Source organism: Ochrobactrum teleogrylli (genome assembly GCF_037482325.1).
Taxonomy (GTDB): Bacteria; Pseudomonadota; Alphaproteobacteria; order Rhizobiales; family Rhizobiaceae; genus Brucella; species Brucella teleogrylli.
The window spans coordinates 256,462-272,912 of sequence record NZ_JBBHKQ010000002.1; the positions used below are offsets into that span (position 1 = coordinate 256,462).

The following is a 16,451-nucleotide window of genomic DNA, read 5'->3' on the forward strand; positions in this document are numbered from 1 at the left end:
CGACACATTCATGCGGCGGTATCGATGCAGAGATATTTGAGTTCGGTGAAAGCGTGGATGCCGTAATGGGAACCTTCGCGTCCCAATCCGGACTGTTTCCAGCCGCCGAAGGGTATGGGCGCACCGGTGATCTTGGCGCGATTGATGGCGACCATGCCGTATTCGAGAGCACGCCCCATCCGCAGCTGCCGTGCGCCATTGGCGGTCACAACATAAGCGACAAGGCCGTATTCTGTATCGTTGGCCCGCGCGATGACCTCATCTTCCTGATCGAATGCAGCAATAGCTGCCACCGGGCCAAAGGTTTCTTCCTGCATGATAGCCGCATCATCAGGCACATCGACAAGCAAAGTCGGTTCATAAAACAACGTATTGTCACCGATGCGATTGCCGCCAACGAGTACCCGCGCTCCTTGCGAACGCGCATCCGCCACGTGTTCTTCGACCTTCTCGACCGCGCGGCTATGCATCAGCGGCCCGATATCTACTCCCGCTTCAAAGCCTTGGCCCACCTTGAGCGCAGCAATGCGCGCCGCAAAGGCTTCGGTGAAAGACGCAAGAATGCCGCGCTGAACAAAAATACGATTTGCAGCCAAACAGTCCTGACCGGAGGTTGCGAATTTCGCGGCCATGGCCACGTCTACAGCTCGCTCCAGATCGGCATCATCGAAAATGATCAATGGTGCATGCCCGCCAAGTTCCATGACAAGGCGCTTGACCGTTGCCGCACATTTGGAAGCGATCAGCTTGCCGATCTCAGTAGAACCCGTGAAGCTCAAAGCGCGTATGCGCGTATCATTGCAAAGCGTATCGACGATTGGCGCCGCCTTGCCTGTCACAACGTTGAACACACCAGCGGGAAAGCCCGCTCTTTCGCCAAGTTCCGCGAGAGCAAGTGCGGAAAGCGGCGTCTCGGATGACGGATGAACAACGACCGGACAACCCGCTGCAATAGCAGCAGCGGCCTTCCGCGTAATCATCGCGTTTGGAAAATTCCATGGCGTTACCAGCCCCACAACGCCGAGAGCCTCGCGACGTACCAGCATCTCTGCATCCGGCAGATGGCTCGCTATTGTTTCACCATTCAGGCGTTTTGCATCTTCTGCAAACCATTCAACGAAAGACGCGCCATAATCGATTTCACCGAGGGATTCCGGAAACGGCTTGCCCTGCTCAAGCGTCATCAGTACTGCCAGGTCATCCCGGTTCTGGACGATCAGTTCGTACCATCGCCGCAGAATGCGCGCCCGCTTCTGTGGGAGCAGCTGCGCCCATTCAGGAAATGCCTTTTCCGCCGCATCTATTGCTGTAAGCGTCTGGGTTCCATTCAGGCTTGCGACCCGTGCCAGGCGCTGCCCTGTCGCGGGGTCCACAACCGGAAATGTCTCCGCCTTCTCTCCAGCCACCCAACGCCCGTTGATATAGGCCAGCTCGCGAAAGAGATGTTTGTCACGCAGCCTTTTTAGCCCGTCATGTTGTATCGGATGATCCAGAACGGCATTCATCGTGCTTCTCCCAATTCAGGAAAAGCATCTCATAGGAGCACCGTTGATTTGGACCAAAGCGACCGACGCCACTGGTTATTTGGACCAAACTTGGCCCAGTGCATAGTCCGCTTGGTCTACGCTTGATCGTCGGCAAGAAGCGATAGTGGCGCAGCGCCCTTCGCATGCTTGACCAGCTTGGTCACGATATAGGTGAAATAGCGCTCGATACCGATATTCTGGTCCAAAAGCCGGTCGATCAGCCGCTGGTAGCCATCAATATCGCGCGCAGCGACCATCAGGAAATAGTCCACACCACCACCAACCGACCAGCACGAAATGATTTCCGGCAACGCCGAAACGGCACGTTCAAACCGATCAAAGTCACTTTGACGATGATTACCAAGTGTAATCTGCACAATGACATGCGCGATGGGAGCGACTTTACGGTAGGCGATATGCGCATGATAACCGGTCACTATGCCAGCTTCTTCCAGTTTGCGAAGGCGCAGCCAACACGGCGTCGGCGACAGCCCGACCTTTTCCGCTAATGCAAGTTTTGTGATTTTCGCATTCTCCTGCACCGCATCGAGAATACGCAGATCAACAGCATCGAGCTTAAGGGCAGATTTCATTCGGTTGATCCGGTTCCAGTGAGAATTCAGTGCGCTCTTCCTTGCATGAGCAAACAGGGCTGGCAAGGCTAGCCGCCAGAACAATGCGCAAATCTAATTGTAATGATCCAATATAATCATTGACATGATCTTTCCTGTCTTTCACACATATTGCAACGAAAATAATCAAGACATGGGGAACGAGCTTGCGACCACACGGTTTCGCATATGGTGCATTATTGCGTCCTGCGTTTCAGCACCATTCCAATTGGCTGCAGACTTTCCATTCCTCGACTAGTTTTGAGAGGCGAAAGACGTGTCCGCAATGGTGAGTATCCGGGAAGTCGAACAGGCGCACGACAGGCTGCGTGGCCAAATTGTGCGGACCCCGCTCGTTCGCACAAAACGCCTCAGTGAAATGTCCGGGGCACCGATCTTCCTCAAACTTGAAAATCACCAAACCACCGGCAGCTTCAAGTTGCGTGGTGCAACGAACGCCGCTCTCAACGTGCCTGCTTCCAAGCGAAAGTTTGGACTTGTCACCGCTTCCACAGGAAATCATGGCCGCGCATTGGCCCATGCGGCTTCTCTGCAAGGTCTCACAGCCACTATCTGCCTCTCCTCACTCGTTCCGCGAAACAAAGTCGAGGCGATTGAGCGACTGGGTGCCAATATTCGCATTGTCGGAAAGTCTCAAGATGACGCGATGGAGGAAGTCGTCCGTCTTGTGCGCGATGAGAACATGAATGCGGTTCCGCCTTTCGATGATCCACACGTGATCGCGGGCCAAGGAACCATCGGGCTTGAGTTGCTGGAAACTATGCCTGACATGGAAACCGTGCTTATCCCGCTTTCCGGTGGTGGGCTGGCGGCAGGCATCGCCGCCGCAGTCAAAGCACATAAACCCAAAGCCCGAATAGTTGGTATCTCAATGCGGCGGGGCGCTGCAATGCAGGCAAGTCTCGCCGTCGGCCATCCTGTCTATGTAGAAGAAGTGGATTCGCTGGCGGACTCGCTAGGCGGCGGCATCGGCCTTAATAATCGCTGGACCTTCGCCATGTGCCGCGATCTGCTGGATGACGTGCTTTTGCTTGACGAAGAAGAGATCGCGTCTGGTGTGAGACACATGGCCCTTCACGAAAATGAAGTCATCGAGGGCGCAGCCGCCGTCGGTGTTGGCGCGCTTCTCAGTGGCAAACTTGAGGTTTCAACCCCAACCGCGATTATTGTTTCTGGTGGCAATATCGATCCCAAACAACATCGCATGATCATGGATGGCTTTGTGGGGGAGCGAGCTGATGGCTGAAATGCGGATATTGAGCGAAGCAGATCTTCGTCAGTTCATTACGCTCGATCTGGAAACCATCGCCTGTGTCGAAGATGCGTTTCGCGCGCTTGTACGTGGAGACGTCCGTATGCCGCCGATCCTGCGGCTCGACATTCCCGCCGAGCGCGGGGAAGTCGATGTTAAAACCGCCTATATTCCGGGGTTCGATAGTTTCGCGATCAAGATCAGCCCCGGATTCTTCAACAATCCTTCCATTGGCTTGCCTTCGACCAACGGCCTGATGATCCAGTTTTCCGCAAAAACCGGGCTGATCGAAGCCCTGCTGCTCGACAATGGATATCTGACCGACGTGCGCACCGCAGCAGCGGGCGCGGTCGCTGCAAAATATCTGGCCCGCAAAGACGCCAGCACAGCCGCAATCTTTGGCGCGGGTATACAGGCCCAATTGCAGCTCGAAGCCCTGACGCTGGTGCGCCCGATCAGGGAAGCGCGTATCTGGGCGCGCGATTTCAAGAAAGCAACAAGCGCAGCGGCAGTCCTCGAACAGAAGCTAGGAATCCCGGTCGTTCCCGTTGAAGATGCGCGAAAGGCCTGTGCGGGGGCCGATATCATCGTCACGACCACACCGTCAGAAAAGCCACTCATCGAGGCTGACTGGCTGGAGCCGGGGCAACATCTCACCGCCATGGGTTCGGATGCCGAACACAAGAACGAAATAGAACCCGCGATCTTTCGCCGACCGATCCTGTATGTCGCGGACAGCCTCAGCCAGACGCGCAGGTTGGGAGAATTGCATCACGCAATCGACGCCGGGATCGTTGCTGCCGATGCCCATTTCCCTGAACTCGGACAGATCATTTCAGAGGGGGGCAGTTTCCTCCGTAATGCTGAAGACATCACATTTTGCGACCTGACGGGCACCGGCGTTCAGGACACGGCCATTGCACGTCTTGCCACGGAACGCGCAACCAAGCGCGACACTGGCGCCAAAATCGACTCGAACAAATCTGCTGGAGCCAAATAATGAGCGTTGAACTCAATTTCACCCGCGCCGAGTATGACGCCAGAATTGCCAAGACCAGACGCGCCATGGAGAAGGCTGGTTTCGACATCATCATTGTAACCGACCCGTCCAACATGCATTGGCTGACCGGTTATGACGGCTGGTCCTTTTATGTTCATCAATGCGTTGTCCTTGCGATGGATGGAGAACCAATCTGGTATGGGCGCCGTCAAGACGGAAACGGCGCAAAACGCACGGCCTGGATCAGCCACGACAGTATTATTGGTTATCCAGATCACTATGTGCAGTCGCTGGAACGCCATCCTATGGATTTACTGGCGTCCATCCTTGGCGATAAGGGTTGGGGCAACAAGACGATTGCGGTGGAGTTCGACAATTATTGGTATACGGCAGCGGCCCATCACGCTCTGCAAAGGCACTTGCCGAATGCGCGGTTCAAGGACGCTCAGGGACTGGTGAATTGGCAACGTGCCGTCAAAAGCCCCACAGAGATCGACTACATGCGCAAGGCGGGCCTCATTGTCGAAGCGATGCACAAACGTATCGTCGATACAATAGAACCGGGCATGCGCAAATGCGATCTTGTGGCAGAAATTTATGACGCCGGAACACGTGGTGTGGGCGAATTTGGCGGTGATTATCCAGCCATCGTACCGCTCTTGCCCTCTGGTGCAGATGCTTCCGCCCCCCACCTCACATGGAACGATTTGCCGATGAAATCCGGCGAAGGTACGTTCTTCGAGATTGCAGGGTGCTATAAACGCTATCATTGCCCGCTGTCTCGAACTGTCTTCCTGGGCAAGCCGACACAGGTATTTCTCGATGCCGAAAAGGCCACACTGGAGGGGATGGAGGCTGGTCTCGCGGCTGCCCGGCCCGGCAACACCTGTGAAGACATTGCTTCTGGGTTTTTCGGTGTTCTCAAAAAATATGGCATCATTAAAGATAATCGCACAGGCTATTCGATCGGTCTTTCCTATCCGCCAGATTGGGGTGAGCGCACGATGAGCCTGAGGCCTGGTGATCGCACTGAATTGCAGCCAGGCATGACCTTTCACTTCATGACGGGGCTTTGGCTTGAAACCATGGGGCTGGAAATCACAGAAAGCATCGTCATCACCGAAACCGGCGTCGAATGCCTTTCAAAGGTACCACGCAAGCTGGTGGTCAAGGACTAGTTTCATGATGCACACAACGCCACCTCCACGCCCCTCCCCGATCACACCCACTGTCGATCTTACGCGGGATGGAATCCAGCATGGCCATTTGCGGCTGCCGTGGTCGCGGGACGATTCCGCATGGGGCTCAGTGATGATCCCAATCTGCGTGATCCGCAACGGTGATGGTCCGACGGCACTGCTGACCGGCGCCAATCACGGCGACGAATATGAAGGGCCTGTGGCGCTCTATGATCTCGCAGCAAGTCTGAAGCCGGAGCAAATCAATGGTCGCGTCGTCATCGTTCCTGCGATGAATTTCCCAGCCTTTCAGAAGGGCACCCGCACCTCCCCAATCGACAAGGGCAATCTCAATCGCAGTTTTCCGGGCTGTCCTGACGGTACGGTCACGGAGAAAATCGCCGACTACTTCACGCGCTATCTTATGCCAGAAGCCGACATCGTATTGGACTTCCATTCAGGGGGGCGCACGCTGGATTTCCTACCCTATGCGGCTGCACATGCTCTGCCCGACAAGGTACAGGAAAGCCGCTGCTTTGCCGCAGTCAAGGCCTTCTCCGCGCCCTATTCCATGCGCATGATCGAGATAGATGCGGTGGGCATGTATGACACCACTGCGGAAGAAGCTGGGAAGGTCTTTGTGACAACCGAGCTCGCAGGTGGTGGAACCATATCCGCCCGCACGGCCGCAATAGCAAAACGCGGCGTGTGCAACCTTTTGCGCCATTCCGGCATTCTGGAAGGTGAGATTGAACAGTCGCCGACGGTCTGGCTCGATATGCCGTCAGAGGATTGTTTCGGCTTTGCAGACACAGACGGCCTATTGGAACCGCTCGTCGATCTGGGTTCCGAAATTCGGAAGGGTGACCTCATCGCCCGAGTCCATAACATAATGCGGACCGGCAGTGCACCGCAGGAACACCGCGCCAAGCTCGACGGTGTTCTGGCTGCCCGTCACTTTCCGGGGCTCGTCAAGATGGGTGACTGCCTCTCGGTCATTGCCACAATCTGCGAGGAACCCGTAGCGCGTTAACTGAAACCCATTGAACTACCGAAGCAATAAGCCGGAGTAAAACAAACCGGTAATTTCAAAGAGGAGTGAACACAATGCGCATGAAACTATATACGATTTCTACCCTGCTTTCTGCGGCAGCAACCATTGCCCTCACCCTGCCATCTCACGCCGTCACGATCGACGATCTGAAAAGCGCTGGCTTTGTCCGTGGCGCAACAGCCAACGAGATGCCCTATGGTTACATGGACGAAAGCGGGGCGGCGAAGGGTATTGGCCCTGACGTGGCGGCAGCGATCTTCAAAAAACTTGGCATTGAAGAAGTTGACTGGACGGTCACGCCATTCGGCTCGCTTATCCCGGGCTTGAAAGCCAAGCGTTTTGAATTCGTCGCTGCCGAACAGAATGTCTTGCCGGAACGATGCAAGCAGGTGCAGTTTACCGTTGCCAATTCCAGCTATGGTGAAGGTCTTCTGGTGCCTAAAGGAAACCGCAAAAAAATTCACTCCTACGACGACATCAAGAAGGACCCATCCCTGAAGGTTGCCATCGTATCGGGAGCCGACCAAATCGATTTCCTGCATGGAATGGGGATTGACGAATCCCAGATTGTAATGATCCAGGGCAATGCCGATGCGCCCTCCACCGTACAGACAGGACGAGCCGATGCTTATGCTGCAACCGAATTGACGGTTGCAAAGCTTGTCGAAAACTCCCCTCAGCTGGAACAGGCTCATCCATTCACCGACCCTGTCGTTGACGGGAAATCTGCGCGAAGCTTCGGCGCCTTTAGTTTCCGCCCTGAAGACAAGGACTTTTATGAAGCTTTTAACAAAGAGCTTATCGAATTCAAGAAGACCGACGACTACAAGAAAATCCTGACAACATATGGACTTAGCGAAGAAAGCGTAGAAGCTGCACGCGCTGTAGACACAGCAGCACTCTGCAACGCAAAGTAAGCTTATCAGCGCCCGCCGATCTCAATAATATCGGCGGGTCTCTCTGCCCGGGAGACGACCCTATGCATTGGACGGAATATTTACCCGCCCTTTTCAAAGGCGCCCAAGTCACCATCGTACTTGCTTTGAGCTCGATGGTGATAGGCACCATATTCGCGTTTGCGGCGGGAATAGCGCGCTTTGCAGGCGGGAGAATCCTGTCGGCGCTCGCCGTGGTCTATATTGAAGTCTTCCGGGGCACGTCGCTTTTGGTACAGCTGTTCTGGCTGTACTATGCCTTACCGCTGATCGGCATTTCCTTTGACCCCGTCACCACGGGCATCATGGGTCTTGGCCTGAATATCGGTGCGTATGGTGCCGAGGTCGTTCGCGGTGCGCTGCAGGCCGTACCAGAAGCCCAACATGAAGCGGCACGCGCGCTCAATTTTGGCAAAAGACACACGCTGTTCCACATTGTCTTGCCGCAGGCTATTGTCGAGATGATGCCTGCATTTGGCAATCTCGCCATCCATAATCTCAAGGATACCGCTCTTGCGTCCCTGATCGCTATCAGCGACCTGACATTTCAGGCCCAAAGATTGCGCAACCTGACATTGGATAGCGTGACCATTTATTCCCTGACACTGCTTGGCTATTTCGCGATGGCTCTTTTGCTTGCGACTGCAATAAGATGGCTGGAACGACGCCTTCGCCGCCAGACCATGGCTGGAGGTTTCGCATGATCTATGGTTATGCCTGGGACACCACGTCCACACTGTCCTTCGCCACATCGATCTTGCCGATCCTGGCTATCGGTCTGACCGTAACGCTGAAAGCTGCAGCAACCGGTTTTGCCATCGCCTTGGTGCTTGGATTGGTCTTTGCGCTTTTGCGGCGCAGCCGTTACAAAATCGTTTCCTGGCCCACGGCTGTTGTGGTGGAGTTCTTGAGGGATACGCCGCTCTTGGTGCAGCTCTTCTTTCTTTATTACGTACTGCCAGTCTATGGCATTGTCTTGCCGGCATTTTTAACCGGCGCTCTGGCGCTCGGCCTGCAATATTCGGCCTATACATCCGAAGTTTATCGCGGCGGCATTGAGGCCATTCCTCGTGGACAATGGGAGGCGGCCCGCGCGCTCAATCTGACGCCGTGGAGGACATATCGCGATATCGTCATACCGCAAGCGGTTCCCCGGATCATTCCGGCCATGGGCAACTATCTGGTCTCGATGCTGAAGGAAACGCCGGCTCTCTCGGTCGTCAGCATCGTCGACATGCTCAATCTTGCCAACTTGATCGGCGATCGTACTTTCGAATATCTCGTGCCGCTATCGATGGTCGGCCTGATCTTCCTCATTTTGACACTCATCTGTTCAGCAGCCATCCGTCTGCTTGAACGAACACTTCCAAAGAACGGGATCGCTCTCAAATGACGCAGGAAATCATTCGCTTTCAGAACGTCGTCAAATGCTTTGGAGCACTGACCGTATTGGATCAGTTCAATTTCTCGGTCACAACAGGCGAAAAAGTTACGCTCATTGGCCCATCCGGCTCCGGAAAATCTACTGTATTGCGTATTCTCATGACACTTGAACCCTTTCAGGAAGGCACGCTGGAATTGGGTGGCGTGCCCTATCATGAGACCGGCGGCAAAGAACCGTTTTATGCCAGCGAAGCACATTTGCGGAAGATCAGATCGCATGTCGGGATGGTGTTTCAGAGCTTCAATCTCTTCCCCCACATGTCCGTATTGCGCAACGTCATCGAAGCGCCGGTCCATGTCCTTGGTCTTAAACGCGCCGAAGCCGAAGCACGCGCGCTCGATCTGCTTGCTCTTGTCGGCCTCTCGGACAAGAAGGATCACTATCCGTCCCAATTATCGGGCGGTCAGCAACAGCGTGTTGCCATAGCACGATCACTGGCAATGCGTCCGCGTGTCCTGCTGTTTGATGAACCGACATCGGCGCTGGATCCGCAGCTTGTTGGCGAGGTGTTGTCAGTCATCCGCAGTCTTGCGCAGGAGCATGATCTCACCATGCTGCTGGTTACCCACGAAATGCGCTTTGCGCGAGAAGTCTCTGATCGTGTGTGCTTTTTCGACAAAGGGCGCATCTGCGAACAGGGCACGCCCGAACAGATATTTCAAGCACCGAAAGAAGCGCGCACCAAGGAGTTTCTCCAGTCTGTCCTTTAGGGTCAGGCTATAGCGCCAACATCATACACGGGTGGTAGCTGCGCAGCGGTTTCACGGATGGTTTCAAGTGCCTTGTGCAAGGTTGTGCGTGACAGCCGTCCGCCAAGGCAAATTCGAATGCCCCCTTGGCCGCGGTCGGCCCCGGCTACAAACGGATCGGATGGCGTCACTGCGACCCCCTTATTGGCCAGCGCTCTTACCAACCCGTCTTCCGACCAGTGGCGCGGGATTTTGAGCCAGGCGCACAGAGACAACGGGTTACTCCCTGCGATCAGAGGCCCCAAGACGTCACTCACCTGCGCCTGTCTTGTACGCAATTCGCCCCGTTGGATTTCGATGAGTTCCTTGACGGTGCCATCCTCAATCCAGCGGCTTGCCATCTCGCCCAGAAGATTGACCCCGCTCCAGCTTGTCACGCGCAAAATCGATGCAACACGAATGGAATATTGCGATGGAACAACGAGATAACCGGTGCGAAGCCCCGTCATGACAGTCTTCGTGAAGCTTGTTACGAAGAAGCCCAAATCCGGCAGCAATTCCGGCATTGAAGGCAACCGTTCTTCGAGGATCGGTTTGTAAACTTCGTCTTCGATAACACAAACATCGTGTCTTGCAGCGATTTCCGCGATCGCCATACGCCGTTGCGCAGACATGAGATGACTTGTAGGATTGCCCAGTGTCGGTATCAGTACGAGCGCGCGGACATCCCCAGCTTTGCACGCCATCTCAAAAGCATCCGGCATGACACCTTGTTCGTCGATTGGCAGGCCGCGCAGGGTAAATCCCAGCACATTTGCGAGCCCGATAATGCCATGGTCGGTCAAGCGTTCCGTCAGCACCACCTCGCCCGGCTGAACAATTGTCGCGACCGCAAGAAACAGGCCATGTGCCGCTCCATTGGTAATGACGATACGGCCCGGATCAACATCAACAGATAAGCTACGCAGCCATTCCTGAGCAACGGCGCGATGGTGATCCAGCCCGGCGATTGGCCGACATGGACGCATGAAACTGGCGTTTTCCGTTTGGCTCAATTGTTCAAACAGATGTTTGGAGGCCCGCTCATGCGCCTCCGTATAGACAGCTCGTATGATCGACATATCAGCGGTGCCGCTCGGATCTCGATCCAGCATGAAACGGTCCGCACGTTCGGTGACGCGATTGCAAACGTAAGTTCCGCGTCCAACTTCACCACGCAGATAACCGCGTCGTTCTGCTTCCTTATAGCTGATACTGACAGTCTGCACAGAAAGTCCGAGTTGATGCGCAAGTTCGCGATGCGTAGGCATCCGGGTTGCTGGTTGCAGAATACCGCCCTCGATATCATCGACAATTTTTTCTGTCAGAAGTCGGTGTTTGGTTGCGCCTTTGCGCAGTTCCAATACGGGTTTCCACATAGGCTTACCGGCTCCATCATGACAAAGTGTCGATTGAACTGTTATAGCGATTTTTTGTCATGACATACAGTTCAAATACGACGCAATCAATGTCGCCCACGTAATTTGTTAGGACGCGGGCGCCTTGGCCGAAACATGGTTTAACCTCGGAATAGCCCCGAAAGAAACTCTTTACGGTCACATTCGACCTGTGCACTGGCTCAGTCACCCAAATCGCCTCTAGCAGAATTTCTGGAAAGGAAAGATGATGCCAAGAATTGCATCGCTTGCATTCGTAACTCTCGTCGCCCTGACCCCTGCCGCAATGGCTCAGCAACAGGCACCACAGCCCCCGGCCAATTCAGCGCCAGCGGCTCAGCAACCTTCAACAGCCCCAACCATACAGACTGTATCTGTGGTAGATATCAAGGAACTGCCAGCTGAAAGCCAGAAAGAGGTTCAAGCCGTAGTCGAAAAACGTAGCGCCGATGACCTCACCAAACTGCGCACATCAGTGAAGACGTTCCCCGAGGCGCGCGACGCCCTGCAAAAGAAGGGCATGAACGAACAAGATGTCATTGCAGCCAGTCTTTCGGAAAATGGCGCTTTGACGCTGATTACAAAAAAGGCAAGCTAACAACTTGCCATCGAAACAAAAGTCGGACCGGAAGGGCCGGCTTTCAAGATCAAGCCTCTGCGAAGCTGGTCCGCAGCGTCGCGATATCATCATAATAGACAATATGGCCGTCGCGGATGATAATTCCGCAATCACAATAATGCGTGATCTGCGATATTGAATGCGAAACCATAATCACCCGTGCATGCGAGATTTTAGAGTCAAGCGCCGCTTTGGATTTCGCCTTGAAACGTTCATCACCCACTGCGATAATTTCATCGATCAGATAGCAATCGAAATCTATCGCAAGACTCATACCAAAGGCCAGACGCGCTTTCATTCCACTAGAATATGTTTTGACCGGAAGATGAAGCGAACTACCCAGTTCGGAAAAATCGCTGACAGAGTCAATCATCGCCTCCGTATCCTGCTCATATATCCGAGCAACAAAACGAATATTTTCGAGGCCCGTCATTCCCCCATTGAATCCGCTTGAAAACCCCAGCGGCCACGATACGCGACCACGCCTTATAATGCGCCCGCGATCCGGCAATTCAGTCCCGGCAATCAGCCGTATCAAGGTCGACTTCCCGGCTCCGTTGGGGCCGACAATGGCGACATTCCTACCCTCTGGAAAAGAAAAGCTGAGATCGTCAAAAACGTTCTTTCTGATACCGTTCGTCTTATAGGATTTGGAGACATTGATCAGATCAATCAAACGGCTCTCCTTTTCCTGAAAAGCCGCTCGCCAGTTAAGCCCGCGACCATAAGGAGAAGGATCGTTTTCATCAGATAGGCGCGATCGAGAACTGTGCTATCATAGTTTGGATAGAAACCATCACGCATCCATTCAACAGCATGCAAGATGGGGTTCCAGGATAAATATTCTATCAACGCCGTCGGTAGCAGGCTCGGCACGTAGAAAATTCCTGACAGGAAAAAAAGCGGGCTGGTGAGAATCCTCTCAATGTGGCGCCACGAATCCCACATCGACAGAATGACGGCGTTCACAACGCCAAAAGCTGTGGCCAACAACGCGGTCGCAACAAATGCTCCCATGGTTCGTCCCGGATGAGCCGGCATGTCGCCGCCGTCCCAAACCATGATGCCCCAGAATACCACCATGAAAATAACAGCATATGTTGCTGTTACAAGCATGGCGCGAGCAGACAAAACATCAAGCTCTTTTATCGGCGGATAGCTCAGGAGCGCTTTGTTCGCCTCGAACGCCACCATCAATGAAGACGACAATTTGCTGAAGAACTGCAGCGTCAGAACGCCTGTTGCAAAGAACAGTGCAAAGCTCGATCCATAAGGTGGATTTCGCCCTGCGAAAGTAAACACGGACACCAGAACCGCTATACTGGTGGACGGAACAATCACGGCCCATAGATAGCCTATATGAGAGGCGCCAAAAGCGGCACGCGTCTCACGTAGAACTAGCGCTCCCATCACATGTATCTGCAACCGCAACAGTGTCATCACGCGAGATGATCCCTGATGGAATAGATTATGAGGGAACCAAGCCCCCACAGCATTGCGAGTATGGCACCAAGCTGAAGACTGTTTAGAATGCGTTTGGGATAAAGCGGATATTCCGGCAGGAGCGGCGCTTCATAAATCGCCAGATAGCGCTGTTGTCGGCCAGCTTCCACACGCGCCTTTTCCAGTGACGAAAGCGCCGAAGCATAGGCTTGTTGCGCAAAGTTTCGTTCGACTTCGAGGGTTTCATAGGTGGCCAGAAGCCCCGATAACGCGTTGGAAGACTGGCTTTTATTACCCTCGCCTTTCGTTGCTTCGAGCTTCTTTGCCGCTATTTCCTGCTCAAGCGCGTCTGTCTGACGTCTGAGGATTTTGAGTGACGGTGAACCCTCGTCGACGGTTCCCACAAGTGCGGAAATTCTCGCCCGCCGGTCAGCCAGTTCCTTCTCCAACCCTCCAACAATCTCAATCTGGACTTGCGCACTTCGCGTTGGGTCGATCGATTTTTCATCGTCGCGAAAAGATCGTAGTTTCCCCAGAGCATTACGAAGTCGCTCTTCGGCATGCGTCACCTCGCCATTGGCAAAAGAAACAGCATCGGTTCTCGCACGTTCCGACAGTTCGTTCACCAGATCCGTACAATAGCGCAAAACCAGATCTGCTACTTTCCTGGCATCGTCCGGCGTAAAAGCGCTGACTTTGAACGTGATGACACCTGAAATATTATCGTAGGATGTCTGGATCATCCCACCCCAATATTCGACGACGTGTTCAATATCGCTCTGTGGACGCAGATGCGAGATCATATCGGGGCCGTCGGTGGCATAAGCCAACCGCAACGGAAAATCCTTTTCAAGCTTCTCGACCAGGCTTCTGCTTTTAATATACTTGAGCAGAATGTATGAATCCGACGTCGTGCTTCCGGCATTTGCTATACCGGTGAATGTCCCAAAAAAGTCGCCACCACTACCCGCATCCATGCTTCTGACGGCGAAGCCAACGCCCGCCACATAACGGTCAGAAGCGATGAATGTGAAGTATAGCGCTCCGAGAATGGAAGGGATGATCACGCATAGAACGAAAGAAATTGCCAGTAAGCGACGCCTTCGTTTTTGGGGGCGGGTTTGCTTAGCCATAGGAGTTTCTCCCGCCGCTGACGGTTGCTGTACTTTGAGAGATACAACTCTATTGAGGGCTTCGCTCAATTTTCGTTTCCACCGTGTGACCTCTCGGCGGCAAACCCCTTACCGAGTTCAAAGATAGGGATTTCGCTTTTGCGGCTCTTATTGTCTGCACACTCAGCCTATAGATGCGACGCCACAATGGCACGTGGCATTGAGGCTGATCGCGCCATGCGACCAGTTCCTGCACAACACGCCCCGGCGTTGTATAATGCCCCGTCACGCAGCTTACATATACTGGATAAAGGATCAGGGTTCCGGCAATAAGTTCATCTAAACTTAACTGTCTTTTCCCCGCGACAGGGATGATATCAGTAGTAAGCCCCCAGCCGGAATAAAATGGCAGTCCATAACAGGTGACCGGAATGTTTCTGATCAGCGCTTCAAACCCCGCGAGCGACGTTATTGTGTGAACTTCGTCAACCGCGTCAAGCAGTTGAGGCATTCCAGCATCCCTCACGATTTCGTCGCAGTAGGTGCTGAACTGTTCGCCACTGGTTCCTCCATCACGCAAACCAGCGGCTACATCAGGATGGGGCTTATAGATAATATAGGCATCTGGTCTCGATAGACGAACCGCTTTCAACAATTCTATGTTTGTCGATATATACGGAGCGCCGCATCGCAGCGATGCATCGTTTTCGACTTGTCCGGGCACCAAAATGATGGGTGAAGGTCCATCGGGGCGACGCCACTCCGACTGCTGAACATTGTACTTGGTAAGTCCGGCGGCAACTATGCCGCTGCGCAATGCTGCGGCTTGCTGCAGAAGTTGTTCCTTTGCATCCACACTCTCCAGAATATGCGTGAGGCCAGATGCTTTCGTTGCATCATAATAAATGCCTGCATCGTCGAGCACCCATGAGAGAGGTGGTGTCAGCTCCGCCCCTAACCCCACAGATCGAAGAAAGCCGTCCTCGACATGGCGGATGGAAGACGGTGCAGGCGCATCTGTAACCCGTTGATTTCCCCATACAAGAATATGCGAATTGGCTGGAACTGTTCCCGCGGTTCTATGAAATTCGATTTCAGCACCAGCCGTAAAACGGCGAAGGATAGGCTGTTTCCAGCGACTGAACCCGATGGCATGGAGTTTTTTGGGCAACCGTTCCCGCATGCGACGTTGAAATGCGATGTGATCAAGGACGCGCTCCACCTCACAGCTTCGCCCGGTCTCAGGATCGACATAATGCGCATAGTCGATCAGCGCCGCGTGGACGAGTTGTTCGATCCTGGCTTTCTGTCGTCTGCTCGGCTGCGGCAACTCATCTTGTGTAAGTCCCCAACCCGCATAGAAAGGCATACCAAAACATCGGACCTTCTTGCCCCATATCAGTGCTTCAAAACCGAGTTGGGATGTAACTGTATAAACCCGCTCACATTTTTCAATCAGGCAAACGGGGTGGTAGTTTTCCGTAATCATCAAGACACGCGGATTTTCCAAAAGCCGTGAAGCGCTGAAATAGCCTCTCCGTCTGCGCGCAAAGACATCTGGATGCGTCTTGATCAAAACCATGCAATCAGGGTTTTCGGTCAGTGCTGCAAAGAGCATATGCTGGAACGAATGATCGCTGGCGCAGCCAAATGCCACTGATCGGTCTCTACATGCCTGATCCACCACAAGAACATAGCGATCCGGCAAATCGGCATCATATTCACGCGCCGAATTATACTTAGAGACGCGCCCTTGACGCCATAACTGGATAAGTTTTTGCGCGCAAGCCACCTCGTTCGCCGAAAGTGGTTTTGAAACTAATTGTTCAAGGCGGCTTGGCTTCGTCCCGTCATAATAGATGCCTAAATCATCCTGCACGATGGACAAAGGCGGCTCGCTACGTTCAACCGAGCGTATAAAGCCGTCTTCCAGTGTTACGTAAGGCAGACTGCAACATGCGGCCAGTTGCTTCGCAGCACGCGCATGCAGTCCCCTGCCCCAGCCTGCAATAACATTGATATCTCGCAATCCGCTGAGAGGAAGATAGTGCGGTTCTCCATTGAGGAGTGCGGCGAGATTTGGCAATCGCGAAGCCCTTACGGAAAGGAGCCCTACTCTTCTCAACGAGGG

Annotated in this window: 16 protein-coding genes; 9 read left to right on the forward strand and 7 right to left on the reverse strand. The window is 53.8% G+C overall.

Annotated features, from left to right (window positions below):
• Positions 1-8: 8 nt before the first annotated feature.
• Both WIX40_RS18745 and WIX40_RS18750 read right to left on the reverse strand, forming a co-directional pair.
• Positions 9-1,505: an NAD-dependent succinate-semialdehyde dehydrogenase gene (locus WIX40_RS18745; RefSeq protein ID WP_339441386.1), complete on the reverse strand. Its 1,497-nt coding sequence runs from the start codon at positions 1,503-1,505 to the stop codon at positions 9-11.
• 116 nt (positions 1,506-1,621) lie between these two features.
• A complete protein-coding gene (locus WIX40_RS18750; RefSeq protein ID WP_121537917.1) occupies positions 1,622-2,119 on the reverse strand; it encodes an Lrp/AsnC family transcriptional regulator in 498 nt (165 codons plus the stop codon).
• Between the two features lie 304 nt (positions 2,120-2,423).
• On the opposite strand from WIX40_RS18750, the gene eutB reads away from it, so the two are divergent.
• From eutB to ehuA, 8 genes are all read left to right on the forward strand, one after another.
• The gene (gene eutB / locus WIX40_RS18755; RefSeq protein WP_339442350.1) at positions 2,424-3,404 is read left to right on the forward strand and encodes a hydroxyectoine utilization dehydratase EutB; all 981 of its coding nucleotides are present in this window, start codon (positions 2,424-2,426) and stop codon (positions 3,402-3,404) included.
• The gene (locus tag WIX40_RS18760; RefSeq protein WP_339441388.1) at positions 3,397-4,410 is read left to right on the forward strand and encodes a cyclodeaminase; all 1,014 of its coding nucleotides are present in this window, start codon (positions 3,397-3,399) and stop codon (positions 4,408-4,410) included. Before eutB ends, WIX40_RS18760 begins: the two co-directional genes overlap by 8 nt.
• The gene (doeA, locus tag WIX40_RS18765) at positions 4,410-5,588 is read left to right on the forward strand and encodes an ectoine hydrolase DoeA (RefSeq protein WP_339441390.1); all 1,179 of its coding nucleotides are present in this window, start codon (positions 4,410-4,412) and stop codon (positions 5,586-5,588) included. Before WIX40_RS18760 ends, doeA begins: the two co-directional genes overlap by 1 nt.
• A gap of 4 nt (positions 5,589-5,592) precedes the next feature.
• Positions 5,593-6,621, forward strand: coding sequence for a N(2)-acetyl-L-2,4-diaminobutanoate deacetylase DoeB (gene doeB / locus WIX40_RS18770; protein ID WP_339441392.1), 1,029 nt, complete (start codon positions 5,593-5,595; stop codon positions 6,619-6,621).
• Positions 6,622-6,695: 74 nt separating this feature from the next.
• Positions 6,696-7,559, forward strand: coding sequence for an ectoine/hydroxyectoine ABC transporter substrate-binding protein EhuB (gene ehuB / locus WIX40_RS18775; protein WP_339441394.1), 864 nt, complete (start codon positions 6,696-6,698; stop codon positions 7,557-7,559).
• A 62-nt stretch (positions 7,560-7,621) separates the two neighbouring features.
• The gene (ehuC, locus tag WIX40_RS18780; protein WP_121537928.1) at positions 7,622-8,281 is read left to right on the forward strand and encodes an ectoine/hydroxyectoine ABC transporter permease subunit EhuC; all 660 of its coding nucleotides are present in this window, start codon (positions 7,622-7,624) and stop codon (positions 8,279-8,281) included.
• Positions 8,278-8,970, forward strand: coding sequence for an ectoine/hydroxyectoine ABC transporter permease subunit EhuD (gene ehuD, locus WIX40_RS18785; RefSeq protein ID WP_339441396.1), 693 nt, complete (start codon positions 8,278-8,280; stop codon positions 8,968-8,970). The genes ehuC and ehuD overlap by 4 nt, the downstream gene beginning before the upstream one ends.
• The gene (gene ehuA / locus WIX40_RS18790) at positions 8,967-9,731 is read left to right on the forward strand and encodes an ectoine/hydroxyectoine ABC transporter ATP-binding protein EhuA (RefSeq protein ID WP_339441397.1); all 765 of its coding nucleotides are present in this window, start codon (positions 8,967-8,969) and stop codon (positions 9,729-9,731) included. The genes ehuD and ehuA overlap by 4 nt, the downstream gene beginning before the upstream one ends.
• Before the next feature lie 2 nt (positions 9,732-9,733).
• On the opposite strand, the gene ehuR is transcribed toward ehuA, so the two are convergent.
• Entirely contained in the window at positions 9,734-11,128 is a 1,395-nt protein-coding gene (gene ehuR / locus WIX40_RS18795; protein WP_339441399.1) for a MocR-like ectoine utilization transcription factor EhuR, read from the reverse strand.
• 244 nt (positions 11,129-11,372) lie between these two features.
• On the opposite strand from ehuR, the gene WIX40_RS18800 reads away from it, so the two are divergent.
• Positions 11,373-11,744 (forward strand): hypothetical protein, encoded by a 372-nt coding sequence (locus tag WIX40_RS18800; RefSeq protein WP_235943030.1) that lies wholly within the window; start codon positions 11,373-11,375, stop codon positions 11,742-11,744.
• Between the two features lie 49 nt (positions 11,745-11,793).
• Here the strand turns inward: WIX40_RS18800 and WIX40_RS18805 are convergent, their stop codons facing one another.
• The 4 genes from WIX40_RS18805 to WIX40_RS18820 are packed head-to-tail and all read right to left on the reverse strand — an operon-like array spanning position 11,794 to position 16,406.
• Positions 11,794-12,441: an ABC transporter ATP-binding protein gene (locus WIX40_RS18805; RefSeq protein ID WP_339441401.1), complete on the reverse strand. Its 648-nt coding sequence runs from the start codon at positions 12,439-12,441 to the stop codon at positions 11,794-11,796.
• On the reverse strand, positions 12,438-13,205 hold the full coding sequence (locus tag WIX40_RS18810) for an ABC transporter permease (RefSeq protein WP_339442352.1): 768 nt from the start codon (positions 13,203-13,205) through the stop codon (positions 12,438-12,440). The genes WIX40_RS18805 and WIX40_RS18810 overlap by 4 nt, the downstream gene beginning before the upstream one ends.
• Positions 13,205-14,341 carry a KpsE/RkpR family capsule polysaccharide export protein gene (locus WIX40_RS18815; protein ID WP_339441402.1) on the reverse strand — a complete coding sequence of 379 codons (1,137 nt, stop codon included), beginning with the start codon at positions 14,339-14,341 and terminating at the stop codon, positions 13,205-13,207. The genes WIX40_RS18810 and WIX40_RS18815 overlap by 1 nt, the downstream gene beginning before the upstream one ends.
• A 49-nt stretch (positions 14,342-14,390) precedes the next feature.
• Positions 14,391-16,406 (reverse strand): capsule polysaccharide biogenesis protein, encoded by a 2,016-nt coding sequence (locus WIX40_RS18820; RefSeq protein WP_339441404.1) that lies wholly within the window; start codon positions 16,404-16,406, stop codon positions 14,391-14,393.
• Positions 16,407-16,451: the final 45 nt, after the last annotated feature.